Source organism: Nitrosopumilus zosterae (assembly GCF_025998175.1).
Taxonomy (GTDB): Archaea; Thermoproteota; Nitrososphaeria; order Nitrososphaerales; family Nitrosopumilaceae; genus Nitrosopumilus; species Nitrosopumilus zosterae.
Genome location: NZ_AP026695.1, coordinates 208079 through 226045, shown reverse-complemented (window position 1 = coordinate 226045; position 17967 = coordinate 208079). Strand labels below are relative to the sequence as shown.

General features: G+C 35.4%; 18 protein-coding genes and 1 tRNA gene. 8 read left to right on the top strand and 11 right to left on the bottom strand.

All coding sequences use genetic code 11. The features are described 5' to 3' along the window. Positions 1 to 150: 150 nt before the first annotated feature. Positions 151 to 1179, top strand: a complete 1029-nt coding sequence (gene twy1, locus OO712_RS01300; protein WP_109877360.1) for a 4-demethylwyosine synthase TYW1 — start codon at positions 151 to 153, stop codon at positions 1177 to 1179. Here twy1 and rdgB read toward each other — a convergent pair. Beyond that, complete coding sequence (gene rdgB / locus OO712_RS01295) at positions 1157 to 1705, bottom strand: RdgB/HAM1 family non-canonical purine NTP pyrophosphatase (RefSeq protein WP_109877361.1); 549 nt, start codon at positions 1703 to 1705, stop codon at positions 1157 to 1159. The genes twy1 and rdgB overlap by 23 nt on opposite strands. Further along, the gene (locus tag OO712_RS01290; protein ID WP_109877362.1) at positions 1689 to 2309 is read right to left on the bottom strand and encodes a KEOPS complex kinase/ATPase Bud32; all 621 of its coding nucleotides are present in this window, start codon (positions 2307 to 2309) and stop codon (positions 1689 to 1691) included. The genes rdgB and OO712_RS01290 overlap by 17 nt, the downstream gene beginning before the upstream one ends. 37 nt (positions 2310 to 2346) lie before the next feature. Between OO712_RS01290 and OO712_RS01285 the strand changes: the two genes are divergently transcribed. Continuing rightward, the gene (locus OO712_RS01285) at positions 2347 to 2673 is read left to right on the top strand and encodes a hypothetical protein (protein ID WP_109877363.1); all 327 of its coding nucleotides are present in this window, start codon (positions 2347 to 2349) and stop codon (positions 2671 to 2673) included. Here the strand turns inward: OO712_RS01285 and kae1 are convergent. Continuing rightward, positions 2667 to 3650: a KEOPS complex N(6)-L-threonylcarbamoyladenine synthase Kae1 gene (gene kae1, locus OO712_RS01280; RefSeq protein ID WP_109877364.1), complete on the bottom strand. Its 984-nt coding sequence runs from the start codon at positions 3648 to 3650 to the stop codon at positions 2667 to 2669. The two genes, OO712_RS01285 and kae1, sit on opposite strands and share 7 nt — an antisense overlap. 1 nt (position 3651) lies before the next feature. Next, a complete protein-coding gene (locus OO712_RS01275; RefSeq protein ID WP_109877365.1) occupies positions 3652 to 4839 on the bottom strand; it encodes a redox-regulated ATPase YchF in 1188 nt (395 codons plus the stop codon). 72 nt (positions 4840 to 4911) lie between these two features. Here OO712_RS01275 and OO712_RS01270 point away from each other — a divergent pair, with 72 nt between their 5' ends. Together OO712_RS01270 and tgtA are read left to right on the top strand one after the other, a co-directional pair. Further along, on the top strand, positions 4912 to 5460 hold the full coding sequence (locus OO712_RS01270) for an adenylate kinase family protein (RefSeq protein WP_109877366.1): 549 nt from the start codon (positions 4912 to 4914) through the stop codon (positions 5458 to 5460). Positions 5461 to 5491: 31 nt separating this feature from the next. Then, the gene (tgtA, locus tag OO712_RS01265) at positions 5492 to 7003 is read left to right on the top strand and encodes a tRNA guanosine(15) transglycosylase TgtA (protein WP_109877367.1); all 1512 of its coding nucleotides are present in this window, start codon (positions 5492 to 5494) and stop codon (positions 7001 to 7003) included. 38 nt (positions 7004 to 7041) lie between these two features. Here the strand turns inward: tgtA and OO712_RS01260 are convergent, their stop codons facing one another. Continuing rightward, positions 7042 to 7344 (bottom strand): ATP-binding protein, encoded by a 303-nt coding sequence (locus OO712_RS01260; RefSeq protein WP_007403030.1) that lies wholly within the window; start codon positions 7342 to 7344, stop codon positions 7042 to 7044. Positions 7345 to 7485: 141 nt separating this feature from the next. Then, positions 7486 to 7698, bottom strand: a complete 213-nt coding sequence (locus OO712_RS01255) for a hypothetical protein (protein ID WP_012215921.1) — start codon at positions 7696 to 7698, stop codon at positions 7486 to 7488. Between the two features lie 113 nt (positions 7699 to 7811). Between OO712_RS01255 and OO712_RS01250 the strand changes: the two genes are divergently transcribed. The 4 genes from OO712_RS01250 to OO712_RS01235 all read left to right on the top strand — a co-directional run bounded on the left by OO712_RS01250 (position 7812) and on the right by OO712_RS01235 (position 10418). Then, positions 7812 to 9077 carry an MBL fold metallo-hydrolase gene (locus OO712_RS01250; protein ID WP_109877368.1) on the top strand — a complete coding sequence of 422 codons (1266 nt, stop codon included), beginning with the start codon at positions 7812 to 7814 and terminating at the stop codon, positions 9075 to 9077. Beyond that, positions 9058 to 9921, top strand: coding sequence for a DNA-3-methyladenine glycosylase family protein (locus tag OO712_RS01245; RefSeq protein ID WP_109877369.1), 864 nt, complete (start codon positions 9058 to 9060; stop codon positions 9919 to 9921). The genes OO712_RS01250 and OO712_RS01245 overlap by 20 nt, the downstream gene beginning before the upstream one ends. A 32-nt stretch (positions 9922 to 9953) precedes the next feature. Continuing rightward, positions 9954 to 10028, top strand: a tRNA-Arg gene (locus OO712_RS01240). 39 nt (positions 10029 to 10067) lie between these two features. Further along, positions 10068 to 10418 (top strand): hypothetical protein, encoded by a 351-nt coding sequence (locus OO712_RS01235; protein ID WP_109877370.1) that lies wholly within the window; start codon positions 10068 to 10070, stop codon positions 10416 to 10418. Here the strand turns inward: OO712_RS01235 and OO712_RS01230 are convergent. Genes OO712_RS01230 through OO712_RS01210 form a run of 5 tightly spaced genes read right to left on the bottom strand, consistent with a single transcriptional unit; the run spans position 10415 to position 17931 of the window. Beyond that, positions 10415 to 10873: a cupredoxin domain-containing protein gene (locus tag OO712_RS01230; RefSeq protein WP_109877371.1), complete on the bottom strand. Its 459-nt coding sequence runs from the start codon at positions 10871 to 10873 to the stop codon at positions 10415 to 10417. The genes OO712_RS01235 and OO712_RS01230 overlap by 4 nt on opposite strands. A 52-nt stretch (positions 10874 to 10925) precedes the next feature. Further along, positions 10926 to 12509, bottom strand: a complete 1584-nt coding sequence (locus tag OO712_RS01225) for a cytochrome b N-terminal domain-containing protein (protein WP_109877372.1) — start codon at positions 12507 to 12509, stop codon at positions 10926 to 10928. Next, entirely contained in the window at positions 12493 to 13098 is a 606-nt protein-coding gene (locus OO712_RS01220) for a Rieske (2Fe-2S) protein (protein ID WP_109877373.1), read from the bottom strand. Before OO712_RS01220 ends, OO712_RS01225 begins: the two co-directional genes overlap by 17 nt. 43 nt (positions 13099 to 13141) lie before the next feature. Then, the gene (locus OO712_RS01215; RefSeq protein ID WP_109877374.1) at positions 13142 to 16930 is read right to left on the bottom strand and encodes a S8 family serine peptidase; all 3789 of its coding nucleotides are present in this window, start codon (positions 16928 to 16930) and stop codon (positions 13142 to 13144) included. Positions 16931 to 16962: 32 nt separating this feature from the next. Continuing rightward, positions 16963 to 17931 carry an envelope protein gene (locus OO712_RS01210; RefSeq protein WP_109877375.1) on the bottom strand — a complete coding sequence of 323 codons (969 nt, stop codon included), beginning with the start codon at positions 17929 to 17931 and terminating at the stop codon, positions 16963 to 16965. Positions 17932 to 17967 lie beyond the last annotated feature (36 nt).

Sequence of the window (17967 nt, the reverse complement as noted above, 5' to 3'; positions counted from 1 at the left end):
TATTTTTTTCAATGCCTAAAATTACCCAGAGGATCCAGTAATTAAACCTCACTCTGGAATCGACTTGGATTTTTAATAATTTTGAGAAAATATTTCCATCTTGGTGAAAAACTCGATCAATTTAAGTAAACCGAAACAGAATTTGAACACATGAGTTGCTCAGGTGAAATAATCGAAGAAGATGATCGATTAATTCAGATCAAGCCTGCAATATCTGAGCAATTAAAAAAAGCAAAGTATGGTGTTGCTGATCACTCTACAGTAGAGCTCTGTCATTGGACAAAAAAATCATTCAAGCATGAAGGAAGTTGTTACAAACACAAGTTCTATGGAATTTCAACCCACAGATGTATGGAATTTTCACCAGCTGGCATGCATTGTGAGAATCGATGTGTCTATTGCTGGAGACCAATGGAGTTTTATGATTCAATGAAAATGGAACCAGAACAAGTTGCAGAACCAAAAGAAATTCTAACAAAACTAATGGCTGAAAGAAAAAAACTGATCAATGGATACTATGGAGATTCTAGAAATGACAAACAGAGATTAGATGAGTCATTGTTACCAAGTCATTATGCAATTTCATTGTCTGGCGAGCCAACAATGTATCCAAAATTACCTGAGTTAATCAAGTATCTTAATTCTTTAGAATCAACAAAATCAATTTTTCTTGTAACAAACGGTCAAGAACCAGACATGATTCAAAAATTACAAGACGAAGATGCGCTGCCAACTCAATTGTATTTGTCAACAAATGCTGCAGATTATGAATCATTTATCAGAATAAACAAGCCAAAATATGACGATTCATGGGAAAGATGGAACAGAACTCTAAATATGCTAAAAGATTTGAACACTAGAACTGTCCTAAGAGTTACATTAATCAGAAATTATAACGACCAAAAAGAATCAATTCCGGCATTTGCTGAAATGTTTAGAAAAGCTAGTCCGCACTTTATTGAAATAAAATCATACATGCACATTGGACGTTCCACTAACAGATTAGAACATGCAAATATGCTAGAAATGGAAGAAGTTAAAAAATTCAGTGAGGAGATAGCAAAACAAAGCAGAGTATTTTCAGTAATGGACGAAAGTATTATTTCAAGAATTTCAATTTTACAAAATAATGAACGATATATTGATCGTTTTATTCCTACTTATTCAAATACCAATTAGAAAATTTTTTCAGTGCCTTGTATCTATGAGAAAAATTATTCTTGTCATTCATTTCTGCAAATGTCTTCTTTGAATTTTTTGGAATAAATACTGGATCGTATCCCCAACCTTTTCCTTTTTGTGATCTTGATATCGTGCCATCCAGCTTTCCATCAAATGATTGTAGAACAGATTCATCACAATAAGTTATGATTGAAACAAATTTTGCTTTTCTGTTATTTTTCAAGAGATTAAGAATCCCATCATTACCAATAGTTTTGAAAACATATGATGAATAAGGTCCTGGAAAACCTTTTAGTGAATCAATGAACAACCCGTCATCTTCAATAATTATAGGTTTTTTGAATTTTGAAAATGCATTTTTTGCTTTTCTTAATGCAATTTCATTAAGAGTATTTGATTGAACCTCTTCTAAATCAGATTTTAAAAAACCAAGTGCAATACCAAATCCGTGCAGAATCTTTCTTGCTTCCAGATATTTGTGATCATTTGAAGAAACAAAAAACAGATCAAACGACTTCTGCATATCTACCACGACTTTCTATATCTGAAACAAGTTTAACGATTTTGTTATGGTAGGCATTTCCAACTATAGACTTGTAACCAAGAAGGAAATTTTTCCAAGAAGACTGCATGATTTTTGCGTGCGCACTGTTGAGAATTTCTTTAATTAGCCTCAAATCAACTGCATGATCTTCTGGTTTTATTGTTTTTTGAGACAATCCAAAATCAATCACATAAATCGTTTTCTTGAATAAGATAAAGTTAGAGGTGGTAAGATCACCGTGCATTATTCCATTTTTGTGCAAGATTCCAACCAGTTTTCCAATTTCTTTGGATAATTTAATAATTTTAGATTCAGATAAGTCATGCACAGGAGTTCCAGGAATTTCCTGCATTATGATATATGATTTTTCCAGGTTTACAAAATAAACTAGAGGCGTAGGAATGCCAAAAGTTCTAGCGCTGGATAACATTTGAGATTCTTTTATTGTTCTTTGTTTTCGTATTTTTGTATCAAGTAAAGAATTTCTGTAATTTTTTATTTTTCTAATTTTAAGAATTGCATTATTGTTTTGCCATTGGGTTTGAAAAATGTCAGCCTCTGCACCTTTTTTGATTAATTTCATTAACGTTATATCCAGATGAATTCAATAAAAATTAATCATGGAAAAAGGAGAAAATAGAATAAAACAAGAGGATTGTAGCGAGGATAATTTGGGTGCAGGAATTCTAACTTTAACAAACAAAAGATTGGCATTTGACAAAACTAATGCAAGAATTATGGATTTTTCAAAACATTTTGGTGAAACCGTAATGGATATTCAATTGAATGATATCACAAAAGTTTGGAAAGAAGGATTGTTAATGAAAAAAGTGTGCTTTACTGCAAAAACAAAAGAAGGCGAACAGACTTTCAAGTTCGGAGTGTTTAACACAAAAGATTGGACTAAAAGCATTCAAAGACAAATAGATGAAAACAAAAATCAATAATTTACTTTAACTGTATCTAATCTCCAAGATTGTGTAACAAAAGTATCCTTTAGAGAAGATCCTGATTTGACTTGAGATTCTAAGAGACCGGTCCAACATATTTGACTTCCGCAATCACCTGCATAACGTAAGGGAACTACAAAGAATTTGCAATTGTGACGTTTACAAACATCTTGAAGCATTTCAGATAATCTTTTGTTGGCTGCAACACCACCCACTATCATTAGTTCCCTTTTCTGTGTAAATGACAAGGCACGTTCTACAGCCTCACTAATCATTGCAAAGGCAGTTTCTTGAAGGGAGTAGCATGCATCGGTTTTACTTTTTTTTGCTACAGATTTAGTTGCAGATAGTAGACCAGAAAAAGAAACATCGTTTCCTTTTACAGAATAAGGTAATGTAACATAGTTTGTTGATGTAGATGCCAATTCTTCAATGTTTTTTCCACAGGGAGAAGCAAACCCTATTGATCTTCCAAACTGATCAAGCAATTGACCTAGTGTGATATCCAGAGTTTCACCAAAGACTCTCCATTGTTTGTTCAGAAATGCCAAAAGCATTGTGTGACCTCCAGAAACTAAAAGTACCAAAGGATTTGTTGCGCCAGTAAGTAATTTTCCCAATTCAATATGACCAATTGCATGATTAACAGGGTATATTGGAATTTTGTAAAAAGATGACAAAGATCTTGCTACCACTGCGCCTACACGTAAGCACGGTCCTAATCCAGGTCCTGCAGCGTATGATACAATATCTAGTTCTTTGATTGATGTGTTTGCTTCTTTTAGACATTCAGATAACACTAAAGAACTGTTTTCAATGTGATGACGTGATGCCTCACGTGGATGAATTCCTTCTCCTTCTGCAGGACGATAAATTTTTCTAACATCTGAAAGGATTTTTCCTTTTTTTCCATTTTTTTCAATTATCGCACAAGAAAATGTGTGAGCTGTGCTTTCTATACCCAAACCCAACATATTATCCACGACTTAATGTAGAAACGATTTTGATCACATCGCCATTTTTTAGTTTCTGATCACCGCTAATTCTTTGCTTGGTTTTACAATCAATGGCATGCAAGAATCCCTTTGCAATATCGGCATGAATTAAACTTGCTAAATCTTTTGCAGTAGAATCAAGCGGGAGCAACTTTGCATCAGGTAGAATCACGCCATCTTTGTTAGTTAGTTTGGTTTCATCTTCAACAGGATAAACTACTATGAATTTTAATAAATCAAAAACGGCAGTGTTCAGAATTTTTTGAATTCCTGTTGAAGGTATTTTAGAAAAGACAGATTTTACTAGATCAAGCGCTTTTTGTTGTGGTGGTGGAATTTCTTTTCCATGTACAATTGTAAAATTTGCATCACCTGAAGAATAATTTACAATTCCAGCTTTTGATGCTTTCCTCAATAATAATTCGGTTTCTGCACTACAGGGAACCACACAATCAGAGATTTTTTCAAGAACTCCAAGATCCTTACACAGATCAGCTTTATTTGCAGCAATTATCAGTGGCTTTGTATTTTTTCTTAGTTCTTTAGCAAAGTTTTGGATATCAGAGTCGTTCCATTCTTTTGGATTTTTGGCCATAAATCCAAGTTTTTGCAATACTTCTTGGACCTGAAAATCTTTGACTCCTAAACCACTAAATCGTTTCGCGATTCCATCAACAAGTTTTGCTCGTTTTTGATCTATTTCGCGCGTAATCTTATCCCATTCCCGTTTTAGAATATCTGCAAACCATTGATCAAACTCATCTTGAACAAATGCTATATCTTCCAAAGGATCATGAGTTCCAGCGGGAACTGGTTGTCCTTGAATGTCAGTAGTTCCTGCAATGTCAACTACATGAATCAAAACTTCAGCTTGCCTTGCATCATCAAGAAACTGATTTCCCAATCCTTTTCCTTCATGTGCTCCTGGGACTAGTCCAGCTACATCAATGAGTTTTACTGGAATGAAACGAATTCCATTAACACAAAATTCATTTTCATGCTTAATTTCAAAATGTTTGCACGCACAGTCTGCCTTGACATATGCCACACCAACATTTGGCTCAATTGTTGTAAAAGGAAAATTGCCTGATGGTACTGAGGTTTCAGTTGCAGCTGAGAAAAATGTTGACTTTCCCACATTTGCCTTACCTAGTAAACCAATTTGCAATATTGTCAAAAACTCAATTCTACTTATTAGTATTGCAGAAATCGTTTAATCTAGTTCGTTAGATTTTATATTATGTCATTAGTGATTACTGGAAATCCAGGTGTTGGAAAACACACCATTGCTGAAAAAATTGCTCAGAGATTAGGGTTGGTCATATTTGATATTAACAAAATTGCAAAAGATGCAGGATTGTTTGAAGAAAATCAAGATACAAATGATGTAGATACTGAAATACTAGAAAAAATTATCGCTGAAAAAATTTCTGAAAACAATCTGATTATAGGACATTTGGCACCATATGTGTTAGAAAAAAATCAAGTAAAGAAAATGATTATTTTAAGAAGGAGTCCCTATGACTTGATCAAGGTCTACAAAGAGAGAAGATATCCTGATGAGAAAATCAGAGAAAATACAGGAAGTGAAATACTAGGAATTATTTCGCATGATGCAATTAGTAAATTTGAAGAAAAAACAATTCAGATAGACATTACTGGTAAAACCATCCAAGAAGCAATAGAGAAAGTGATGGTTATGATTTCAGGTAATGAAGGAGATGAAAAAGTAGATTGGCTTGATCTAGTTACAAAAAATAATGATTTGCAAAAATTTTTTGTTGATTGATTAAATAACGCCTTATAGATTGTGAAATTACTTGTTTGAGATATCTAAAACGGATTTGGCTGGAAGAATCGGAACTCTTTATACAAATCATGGCAAAATTGAGACTCCAGCATATGTTCCAGTTATTCACCCAGTAAAACAAACAATCCCGTCAAAAAAGATCAGAGACATCGGTTTTGATTTAGTCATTACAAATGCATACATTACTAGAAATAATTATGGTGATGATGCAATAAAAAAAGGAATTCACAAAGTTATAGATTTTGACGGTGCGATTATGACAGACTCTGGAGGATATCAGGTTTTAGAATACGGCGATGTCAAAGTGTCACCGCCAGAAATGGCAAATTTTGAAAAAGGAATCTTAACGGATTTTGCAATTCCACTTGACAAGCCAACTGGATTTGGAATGCCAATAAAAAAAGCAGAAGCATATGTCAAGCACACTCTTCAAGTTTCAAAACAAACACTTGAGAACAGTGAAGATAATGGTCAAATTTGGATCGGACCCATCCAAGGTGGCGAACATTTTGATCTTGTTGCAAAATCCACAAAGAGTCTGGTCAAAATCGGTTTTCAAATGTTAGCTTTGGGAAGTCCAGTTGAGTTTATGGAATCTTATGAATATAGATTATTAGCACAAATGATAGTTGCTGCAAAAAAACAGATGCCACACTCAATCCCCTTACATCTTTTTGGCGCAGGACATCCACTAACAATACCATTTGCCATAGCTTTGGGATGTGACACATTTGATTCTGCATCATACATGCTTTATGCTAAACAATCAAGATACATCACAGATGATGGAACTAGGTACTTGTCAGATATCACGGTATTTCCGTGCAATTGTGAAATATGCTCAAAATACTCACCTGAAGAATTAAGAAATCTGGATGAAGTTGACAGGATAAATGAATTGGCAATTCACAACCTATATGCCATTAAACTCGAAGTTGACAAAGTAAAACAAGCAATTCATGAGGGAAGATTATGGGAATATGTTATAAAAAAAGCAAGAGCCCATCCCAAATTATTTGAAATGATCGAGGTAATGACTGAAAATTATAAGTTTCTTGGTTTGAGTACACCAAAATTCAAAGAAAAAGCTATTTTCCTATACTCTAAAGAAGACCAATATCGTCCAGAAGTTCAGTCATATCACAATATGGTTAGGAAATTCAAATCAAAGAAAAAGAAATTACTGATCACAAAAGAATCCAGTACAAAACCAGGTTATTTGTCCAATCAATATGTTGGACTGAAAAGAAAGTTCAAAGACTTTGAGTCTATGCAGATATGCCAATACAATCCTATTTTGGGGTTAATCCCAATAGAAATTTCAGACATATTTCCTGCAGCACATCATGAAACGGTTAGAATTAATTTTGAACCAAAAGAATTCCCCGCATTTGAAAAAACATGGAATGATTTTTTTTCAAACAACAAGTTTTTAGAAATACATTATGACAAGAACGATGGGTTTCTAAAACATTTTGTAAAAACTCTTCCAAAAGAGATCAAAAGAAAATCAATTGTTTGATTAAAAATAAGAAAAAAGAATGTGCTAAAAGATTCAGCTTATAGTGCTGCGTCTTCTGCCCAACCTTTGATGAAGATACCGTTTTTGTGAAGAGGTACTGGTTGTCCAGCAGTGTAATTCATTGGTCTCATCCAAAAGATTGATTTTGTTGGGCACACACCGATGCATGCACCATCAGAAATACATCTTTCTGGATAAAATACAAATGCTTTACCTCTCTTCCAGCCTTCAACAGGTTTTACTCTAAGGACATCAGGACCAAGAGTTGTACAGATTTCTACACATAGTGCACATCCGATACATCTTTGTTCATCAATGTCTGGAAGTATTGCTATTGGCATTACAAAATTAATACCGCTTGGTCACTATTTAAACCATGATCGAAAATCATAACTCTGTTATGAAAAAGATCGAATCAAAACATGTGCGTAGAATTTAGATTGAAAAATTTAAAAAACAAAAAGATAACGTGTTTTGCACGTTTATTTTCTCATTGCATCTATTTGACCAGAAGTTACCCAGTCAAGTAGTTCAGCTGAAGAAGGATTAAGGTCTGCTTTCTGATTCATCAGATTGTTTACCCAAATCCAGTTAATTTGGTTTAGGAGTGGTTTGTTTGCTTCGTCACCAGCACGTGTTTTAGCGACGACGGCTTGATCTTGTTGTCCTAACCATTCTTGGAAGCTTCTTCCCATGAGGATCGGATCTTAGCTTACACTAATTAAAGCTTGTGTAGATTCCATTACAAGCATAATGATCGGATGCACTCTAAGAAGGTTTTAACGTCGATAAAAAAGCATCATAATTCTTGAATGTTAAAGTTTTAGGAGCCGCAAACGAAGTTGGCAGATCGGGATTTTTGGTAAATTGTAATGGAACAAATCTCTTGCTAGATTATGGGGTATTGTTTGGCAGAAGGGGGACGCCTCCGCAATATCCGCTTCATGTCAAACCAAAAGATTTGGATGCAATAATTATCTCTCATGCTCATTTAGATCATTCAGGAAATGTCCCATCACTGTTTGTCAGTGGGAATACCGATGTCTATGCCACACCACCAACATTTGATTTATCAAAGTTATTAATTGAGGATATGCTAAAAATTGAAAAAAATTCACATCCATTTGACCTGCCCGAAGTAAACAACATGATGAAAAATGCAAAAGAGATTGGATTCAAGCAGAAAATTACCAAAGGTAATGCAACTTTTGAGTTAAGAGAATCAGGTCATGTGATTGGTGGAAGTACGGTTTTAGTAGAATCAGAGAAAAGACGACTCTTCTACACAGGAGATATCAAGACTCATGGTTCAAGAATGCTTCGAGAGATGGATTTAGACATTGGGGAAATTGACATGTTGATTACTGAGAGTACGTATGCAAAAACAGAACAAAAGCCAAGAAAAGAATCAGAATCCGAACTAATAGAATTTGCAAACGAGGTAATGGATAGAAAAGGAATATTATTCATCCCATCATTCTCAGTTGAGCGTTCACAAGAGATTGCATGCGTTTTACGAAGTTCGAATTTCAAACATAAAATCATAATGGATGGAATGGCATTGAAGGTAAATGAAATAATGTTTAGATATCCAGAATATCTCAGAGATCCAAAAATATTTTCTGATGCAATAAAGAGTGCAACTGCAATTACTGAACATGCAGATAGAAAACGTGCAATGGAAGAACCATGTGTTGTGATATCACCAGCAGGGATGCTAGTTGGCGGAAATGCAGTATACTATTTGCAGCAACTGTCTTTTGACAGCAAAAATGGGATAGCTCTTGTGTCATACCAGGGAGAGGGCACGCCAGGAAGAAAATTACTAGAAACAGGAAAGGTTTCAACCAGAGGAAAAGATCTAAATGTCGAGGCAGAGGTAAGGCAGTTTGAATTTTCAGGACATGCAGATAGAAAAGAGCTGTTTGATATGATCAAAAAAATAAAGGGCAATCCCAAAGTGTTGACCGTTCATGGCGATTCTGAATCATGTGATATTTTTGCACAAGAAATTCATGAGAAATTCGGGTTAGAGGCATTTTCACCTGCAGTTAATGAAGAAATTACTGTATAACATGCAAAAATACAGCACAATAAATGTAGAAAATTCAATTAATAGCGGTCAAGTATTTCTTTGGAAAAAAAATGAAAATTATTGGTATGGAGTAAACGGCCAAGATGTTCTTCGTGTGGATGAAAAAGGAATAATTGATTCTTTTCATAATTCAAGAACAGATTTCTTTAGAAAAAAAGACAATACAGAGAGCATCATAAAATCAATTTCAAAAGATAAGACGGTCAAAAATGCTGTAAAAAAATATCCAGGTTTAAGAATTCTCAGACAAGATCCATTTCAATGTTTAATATCATTTATTGTATCATCAAACTCCAACATACAAAAAATCAAAACTAGTTTAGAAAATTTATCAAAAAAATTTGGGACAAAAGTAGAATATGAAAATCAAGAGTTTTTTTTATTTCCCAAACCGGAGAAACTTGCCAAAGCATCAATAAATGAAATTAAAAGTTGTGGTGTTGGGTACAGAGATAAATTCATCAAAGAGGCAGCAAGGATGATCCTTTTAGAGAAAATTGATTTGGAATTATTAAAAAAATGCAAATATGAAGAATGCAAACAAAGTATTTGTACGATCCCAGGAGTTGGAAACAAAGTTGCAGATTGTGTAATGCTGTTTTCATTAGAAAAATTAGAAGCATTTCCATTAGATAGGTGGATGATTAGAATTTTAGAAAAATACTATTTCGATAAATTTCAGCTAGACACAAAAACTGTAACTGAAAAACAATACGATACTTTACATGAAAAGATTGTTAATCACTTTGGACCTTTTGCAGGTTATTCACAGCAATTTCTCTTTAAAATGGAAAGAGAAAATTACCAGAAGAAGTGGCTGTAAACCCTTAAAATGGTATTAATTGTCAGGTTTTTGGGCTCATAACTCAGCATGGATAGAGTGCTGGACTTCTAATCCAGACGCCAAGGGATCGAAGCCCTTTGGGCCCGTTTACAAAATTATTTATTATTATTTACGTGGGATGTTTTGTGAAAGACATAGAATTCAAGATTAATTTAACTGAGATTCATCCAGATTCAGAAATCAAAGGGACAGTTTTAGTTTCATATCCTGGAAGATATGACGGAGTTGTAATCAATACGCAGATTTTGGATTCAAATGAACATATTGTTTACAAATCATACAATGGAAAAAACATTTCACAAAACGTTTCAAGGTTATTTATCAACAAAGACGTTATGCCTGAAAACAAAGCAGAGTTTACTGCATTGATTAAATTCGAGCCAAAACAAGAGCATGAAGTAAAATTCAGAGCATCAATTATTGAGCAGCACAAAGAAATTGAGAGCCAAATAATTTTTGCAAAGTATTCTATCTAGAATCTACTTATTTCTACAGTAAGGGAACCAGTCATCCATGGATGTGGTTGACAGTGATAATGAACCTCTTGAGGCTCAGTGAACAGAAATTCATATGTGTCGCCTGGTTTGAGAACACCTGATGAGCCAAAGTCTCCACTATAACTATCAGAATGTCTGTGATCAGGAGTAACCGTATGTGCAGTGTCGTCATTATTTTGCCAAGTTACAAGATTATCGACAGTCAATAATACTTCTGCCTTGTTTGGAACATAGTTTTCATTACCCTCAATTACTGCACCTGGAACTATTTCAATCAGCAATCCTTTTTCAGGATGTAAGATGTGTTCATCAACTGATGGCTTTGCCAATGATTCTGGAAGATAAAATGAAGTGTAAAAGACTACAGATGCAGACATGCCGATAATTAATGCAATTACTCCAATTCCATATGCATGACTTGACGGACCACTCATAATTTTTTTACGCCTCCAAAGTTCTTATAAAGTTTCTTTAGAATCTTCGAGATCATGGTTTGTTAAGATCTCCAGAACCAACATTCAGATTGTTATCTGCACCAACTCCCAAATCTGCCTGAGTCTTTGGTGTTGGAACCTCAGGTGCTAATTCTTTTGGTTCTGGCTTTCCTTCAGGTAAAGAATCACCTTTTGGTAGTTTACTTTGTTCTACAGATACTGGTTCTGCCAGTTTTGGTTTTTCATCCTGTACTAGAGTAGGTGGGGGTGGCGGTGCACTCTTTTCTTGACTTAGTGCATATCTGTAGATATGGAAGAATGCTGCAAACACCAACAGAATAATTCCAACAAAGAATAATGAAATGTTCTTCATTCCAATTAATGCGGCATTGTATGCTGCAATGTTTAGGAACACTTGGAATGCCAAAAGCGCAACAAGTAGCCAGTTAATCCATTTTTCAGAAAGATTGATTGTGGCCACTTTTTTTGGTCCTGTACTTTTTGCAAGTTTTGATTTTCTTTCAGCTTCATTTGCAAGTTTTATCATCATGTATGTGAATCCAAATCCAAGTGGCACCATCAAGATCATTGTCGAATAGAAGAATATCGGATCAATGACCAAACGCTCTACTAGCGGAACTGATACATCCGGAGAAATGTAGAATCCCCAATATGTTGTAACCATAATTTGGGCAAGGCTAGTAATGCCAAATGCAGTGATGAGCGGTCTGTCTCTCCACGAGAATTTCTTGTATCTGTCTATGAAGGGTATCAATACCAACGATATGATGAATAGTAAAGGCCATAACAATCCCGTAACAAATTTGTCATACTGTGTTCTCATGAATGCATAAATTCCTGTCAGATACCATTCAGGAACAGTTACACCTGGCGGCACTGTTGGTTCAAACTTGAATCCCATATCAATCGGGAATACGCCTCCAGTGATGAGAATCGCGCCACCTATTGCCATCACCATAGGCACATCAAAGACCAAAAATCTTGGAAAGTGGACAGCCATCAGTCCAAGCATCACAATAGGTAACAAGAATACGTGTTGAGCATAGAATCTTAATACAAAGTCTGAGAATCCACTGCCTAACGCAGCGTCACGGATTGTCGGACCTGCAACAGGAATCGAAGTTGTCAGAGATGCTGCAATGCTAATTGCAAGTTCTGCTCTTTCACTGAAAATAACATCATATCCAGTAAATGCTTCAAGAATTGTTACAACTCCAAGAATGACTCCCGTCATCCACAGAACTTCATTTCTGATTTTGTATCTTCCACTAAAGTATTGGTAATACATGTGAAGTACAGCCAAGAGAACCATTGCGTTGGAACCATGATAGTGAATATTTCTTATGTGAAAACCAAATGGAACTTCGTCGTTAATGAATTGGACACTATCCCACGCCCTATCCAACATTGGTTGATAGTAAAACATGAGAAGAGCTCCTGAAACTCCAAGTATGATAAACACAGTAAACGTTAGCATTCCCAAAAATCCAAAAGGACTTACAAATCTTGCAGGAAATGAAAACTTGATTGCAGTAAAGATAGTTCTATCTACACCATCCCAAAGCCAGTAAAAAAAGCCAACAGCTCCGGTTCTTCTCTCAAGCGAAGCGGCCATATCCAATTACTCCATTATCATTTGCGTTAAACTTTGGTGGTAAAATAAATACAAATCCATCAGAATCTATCTCAAGAGTCAATTGAGCTAATGTGTTTGATGGTGCAGCTTGCACTGATGCCGGACCAACAAAAGCTGTTCCAGTAACTGGATCATACATACTGCCATGGCAGGGACATTCGCCTCTCTTTCTTCCCTCATCTGGCCAATATTTCCACAAGCACCAAAGATGCAAGCATATCATACTGTATGCTCTAAGAGACGATGTGTCTTTTTTTCTTCCACCTAACTCTTCAGGAAGTCTGATGAATTGCCATTTACGAAATGCTTCAGCATCAAGTGCCGCATCACCAGTTGATGGATATGTGATTACTTCGGCGTGATTAATTGGATACGTATTGATATTTGCCTGAGTGCCATCAGGTAAAATTACGGGGACTTTTTCAAGTGATGCCTGATTTGGATTTGGCATGAAATTGCCAAATGGAACAAACGGAGCAAATGCTAGTCCAGTTCCTGCGGCACCCATCAACTTTAGAAAGTCTCTTCGGGATAATCCGTCAGACTTTTTTGTCCCCAGTTCTGACATTCAAGCTGACGTACTCGCCAAATTGCTTATAAACCTTGTTCAATTATTTGGGAGGTTTTTGTCTAATGATAAAAATAGACAGTATTCCGATCGCAATGCCAATGCCAACGCCAATTGCAATTCCTGTACCAAAAGATGAATCAGATTCCAAAGGCAGGGTATACTTTTCAACAATGATAGTTTCAGGGATTTGAGAGGGCGAAGTAGCTTCTTTTTCAGAGACTAATTCAGATTCAATTTGTTGATTTTGAGATGTCATATTAGAGGAAATGTTTGTAAATTTAGCTGCAAGCGTGATTGGTTCAGTTGTAGAATTTCCACCAAACAAGGTTGAATGTGTCAAAAGTGTGTAGGTACCCGTTTGATTAATTGGGATGAAAAGAACCGTTGAAGTCTCGTCTTTGTTTTTTACTGGAAAAAAACCACCTCCCTGACTGAATATAGAATTGCCAAGCCAATCAAGTGAAGGCCATTTAAGAAAATGGCCAAACACACCAGAAGGTACATTGGTTTGAATTATTTTTCCTTGCGGATCCATCACAAATACTGCAAGATTTGTGTCATCACTGGTCCATGAAAGCTCAATTGCTCCAGAATTAATTGATTCGTTTTGGATATCAAAATAATATTGTCTCCAGTCTCCTGTCATGTATCTATTAACCATGTCAAATGCACCCTTTGTGTATCCGTTTCCATAAATAACATCGTCACTTTGTTTTCCTTGAATCAGTATTGTTGTATCATTTTCAGTTATTGGCTGTTTAATTACAAAAGACACTGGAGCATTAACTGTGTGTCTGTCACTTTCAAAAGTTAGGAATCCTTGATAGACTCCTGTCTGCAAATCATTTGGAGTAATTAGTGTGACATTAATGGTACCAGTGTCTTTTGCAGGAACAGTAATTGTTTCAGATTCAGGCCAGAGCATGGACCATTTTTCTTTTTGATAATAACTTGCAGAGATTGTATAATCCATCGAAGTTGAATTTTGTTTTGTATCACCTAGCCAATAAGAATGTCTTGTTGGAACTGGATAAACTCCAACTAATGGTATTCCGTCAAACTTTTTATCAGGTTCTGAAACTCTTAACTCTTGAACCGTTCCCCATGAACCAGCTCTATTTATCATAGATAATTCATTGCTGGTAATTTTTGTGTCATTATTGTTATCAAGCCAATCATAAAGGTACAATGAAGAGATTTTCAGATCATCAGCGTATACGTCAGACGTACCGTTCATAAAATCTGCAAATGGAAAATTCACATTAACTATCATTAATACAGATTCGTCTGGAATTGGATTTTGATCATCAAAGAAATCGCCAATCTTTTCATGATTGGTTACATCAGATAGTTTGACATAGTTTGGAATGAATGCATCAGTTTTATTTAAGATAGAATCGTGTTGTCGTACAACAGTTTTTCCGTCATATTGATTTTTTGTAATCAGAGATAGCGTTTGAGATTTTACATTAATTAAAAGTTCTTCATCAGTTGGATTATTAATTGTAAAAGTGGCAGTACTTCTATCTCCGGGATTCAATTGTCCGCCAAACCAGCTAGTCATAGGAAGAGATGACGAAGAAAGTTGAAACTGGTCAAATCCTATCTTAGTTGAATTGATATTTTCAATTGCAGGTTCAAGAATTTTTTTGATATTATCATATGATTTATCATTATACACTATGAAAACTCCGTCATCACCATGAACATAATTCAACGCAGTTTCAACATTTATCAGGCCTGAACCTTGAGTGAATGGATCGTTTTGAAGATCTGTTGCAGTTGACATTAGGATGTTTTTAATTAGAAATGGATCATAATCTTGAGATTGTTTTCTCATTTCCTCCATCAATATTGCAGCGCTTCCAGAAACCAATGGAGCTGCCATGCTGGTACCTCCAAATAATGAGAAAGATTCTTCCTTGGAGTCTTTTTTAATTTTCAAAACATTTGATGGTGTAAAACCGTGTGCACCAATGCTCATAATGTCAGGTTTTGGATCACCAATGGAGCCTGGGCCTCTGCTTGAGAAATCTACAACGTCATCATGATAAATAGTAGAATTGCCAAATCGGGGCTGGTCTTTGAACGGACCATACCCTACAAAGACATTGTTAGTTGTAGCGCCTACTGAAATTCCAAATGGTGATGCATTTGGCAATCCAATTGTCCCGTATCCATGTCCGGAATTTCCTGCGCTTGAAATTATTGTTATTCCGGGATAATCATCATCTAAGGAATGCGGAGTCACAAGTGCACTTAGAATCAATGACAGCACATCCATTCCAGGAGATGCATTAAAAGAAGGGAATGTTGAAACTCCCCAGCTGTTAGAAATAATATCAACTTTGGGCTCACCTGAGAATTTCCAATTGTGATCTTTGTTTTCAAATCCTGCAGACCACAACCAACCATAAACTGTATCACCAAACCAGAGTGCCTTTACAGGTACAATCTTTGCATCAGGTGCAACACCAATAATGGAATGTTTTTCTGTATTGTTGTAAATGTCATATACTTCGTGACCTCTTGAGGTAATGGAAGCTGCACTTGATGTTCCATGACCCATAAAATCGCTCATTAGACCAAAAAAGTTTCCATCCGAGTCCAATGCTGGCAGTATCGTTCCATTTATTGCTTGTAATGAATCATCAATGTCAGTTACATTGTTTCTAATCACACCATAAACATCAAGAACTTGTGCACCAAATGTTCCTGCACTGTAATCATTTTTTCCATCATTGTTTGAATCAAATACTAGAAACTCTTTACCACTGCCCAACACAATAGGTTTTTCATCAGTAAAATCAAAATCATAATTTGGTGTCTGGCCTTGCTTTAGATCAAATCTAGTGTAGTCTTTCCAAGAGGTGCTCATATCTGAAATTATAGTATCATAAATTCCAGGGATAAACGAATCAACTACAAGAACCGGTACAACTTGTATTCTAGCTTGTGGTCCTTGTGTTGCTCCCTGATAGATTACACCAAGATGATATATTCCACTTTTTGATTTTATGTAATTTCTATTGTCTTTTCCAATCTTCATATCTTTGTCTAATATTCCTTCAAAAATTGGCGAGGTGCCAAGCTGTGGAAAAAACGAATTGTAAATTGGAATCTTACTTCCCTTACCTCCTTGAGACACATCAAGGAAAACGCCGTCTTTATTGACATATACAGATGAAGTCATATCTGACGGAAGGGGTTTGCTGTAATTTCTGATAATTTCATTCTCATCAATATAGGCAAAGAAAGTAGCATTTGTCAGAACAATTCCCTGTCCGTCAGGATCAAGCATGATTGGGTGATTGATTTTGTCTCGTGCAAGTGAATGCTGGATGTCAGGATTTGAAAAATCAACCCCAGTGTCTACAATTGCTATTATTGTTCCGTTACCTGAGGCGCCATATTTTTTTTTAGCATCACTTGATCCTGTTATCTTGCCAATTCTTGAAGAATCTGAAATTATCTCATCAGATGAATGAAAATCCAATTTGTAATCCTCAATGACATGGTAACCTTGTGCTACAAGATTAGACACAGATTTTTCAGAAAGAACAGAGACATAGAAAAAACCAGTATCAGATTGGATCCCATACAATGAATTGTTTTTTAAAAAATCAATATCTTGTGTGTCTGTGCCAAAAATCAGATATCTCTTAAAATCATTTTCTTTAAAAAAAGTATAATCCATATCAAATATTTCAGAATCAAAAATAGGTGTAACCGAATGATCATCTAAAATTAAATCTCCAGTTGTCGCATACGAGTTTGACAATATGGATGAAAGCAAAATCATTGAAAAGAAAATGGCCGCTTTGGGCATCCAGTTAAATTGTTTTTCTTGCATTATTATAACTATCTTCGTCGGGTAAGAATTGCTACTTGCAGTGCAACAATTAATCCAATTGATGCAATAATTGGCAACATTAGTGCGTTGAGTTGGGAGGAAGCCTCAGTGATATATTTTACAGATGTTGAAATTGTTCCAATGTTTTCATCAATTTGAATACTTGCGCGTTTTAATGTTGTATCAAATCCTGCTATTTCAGATTTAAGAACGTCAAGCTCTTCTGATGTCTCATCCAAAATTGAATTTAGTTTGATTATTTGCTCTGAAATTCCACCAAGATCTTGACTTAGAACATTGGTTGCAGCAGAACCATGAGATGTGGTTCCTTGAGTAAAAGCAACCACATGAAACACATGTGTCCCTTCTTCTCTAGGAATATAGTCAACATAGTACAATCCCTGATGAAGAGTCTTAAATGAATTTGATAGAGGGATGGAAATTCCAGAAGGCAGATGAACATGTGTTGTTCCCAATAATTCCGCAGGTTCATTTCCAATTAACAAACCATCACTGGTAGTTTGTACAAATACTCGAATTGGGTTATTTATTGCCGCAGTTTCAGGGGCAAAGACCAGTGTATTTACAATTCTTTCTACTGGTACATCAACGAGATCTGTTGTGGCTGAAAATTTTACATCAATCTTTTGTGAGATACCGTTTTGCTGAGTACTGATTACTTCCACAGTATATGTCCCAAAAGGAAGATTTGTGGATGGCTGGGGCCAAGTCATCAAACCATAATTAAAAGAGCCGTCTGATTTAGTGGTTATCTGGTCAAATTTTGCAATGGATTCATCAGGGGCAAATATTCGTATAATCAAATTTTCTTCAGGCAATCCCTTTCCATAAACTTGTAAGGTATGAGATGGAGCGTATACTTTGCTGTTTGTAAATAATTCCAGTTCTGAAAATGAATTTGGTGTGTTTACAATTAGTAAAACAATCAAAATAGAAAATAGAATTTGAAATTTCATTTTAATTAATTGTTAATTATCTCCTAGATATTGCTT

What these genes read in the sequence shown, in the direction of transcription:
- OO712_RS01230 (WP_109877371.1), bottom strand. Translation starts at nt 10,873, where the DNA reads ATGAGTGGTCCGTCAAGTCATGCATATGGAATTGGAGTAATTGCATTA.
- OO712_RS01285 (WP_109877363.1), top strand. Translation starts at nt 2,347, where the DNA reads ATGGAAAAAGGAGAAAATAGAATAAAACAAGAGGATTGTAGCGAGGAT.
- kae1 (WP_109877364.1), bottom strand. Translation starts at nt 3,650, where the DNA reads ATGTTGGGTTTGGGTATAGAAAGCACAGCTCACACATTTTCTTGTGCG.
- OO712_RS01220 (WP_109877373.1), bottom strand. Translation starts at nt 13,098, where the DNA reads ATGTCAGAACTGGGGACAAAAAAGTCTGACGGATTATCCCGAAGAGAC.
- OO712_RS01215 (WP_109877374.1), bottom strand. Translation starts at nt 16,930, where the DNA reads ATGCCCAAAGCGGCCATTTTCTTTTCAATGATTTTGCTTTCATCCATA.
- twy1 (WP_109877360.1), top strand. Translation starts at nt 151, where the DNA reads ATGAGTTGCTCAGGTGAAATAATCGAAGAAGATGATCGATTAATTCAG.
- rdgB (WP_109877361.1), bottom strand. Translation starts at nt 1,705, where the DNA reads ATGCAGAAGTCGTTTGATCTGTTTTTTGTTTCTTCAAATGATCACAAA.
- OO712_RS01260 (WP_007403030.1), bottom strand. Translation starts at nt 7,344, where the DNA reads ATGCCAATAGCAATACTTCCAGACATTGATGAACAAAGATGTATCGGA.
- OO712_RS01210 (WP_109877375.1), bottom strand. Translation starts at nt 17,931, where the DNA reads ATGAAATTTCAAATTCTATTTTCTATTTTGATTGTTTTACTAATTGTA.
- OO712_RS01255 (WP_012215921.1), bottom strand. Translation starts at nt 7,698, where the DNA reads ATGGGAAGAAGCTTCCAAGAATGGTTAGGACAACAAGATCAAGCCGTC.
- OO712_RS01245 (WP_109877369.1), top strand. Translation starts at nt 9,058, where the DNA reads ATGAAGAAATTACTGTATAACATGCAAAAATACAGCACAATAAATGTA.
- OO712_RS01225 (WP_109877372.1), bottom strand. Translation starts at nt 12,509, where the DNA reads ATGGCCGCTTCGCTTGAGAGAAGAACCGGAGCTGTTGGCTTTTTTTAC.
- OO712_RS01270 (WP_109877366.1), top strand. Translation starts at nt 4,912, where the DNA reads ATGTCATTAGTGATTACTGGAAATCCAGGTGTTGGAAAACACACCATT.
- OO712_RS01290 (WP_109877362.1), bottom strand. Translation starts at nt 2,309, where the DNA reads ATGAAATTAATCAAAAAAGGTGCAGAGGCTGACATTTTTCAAACCCAA.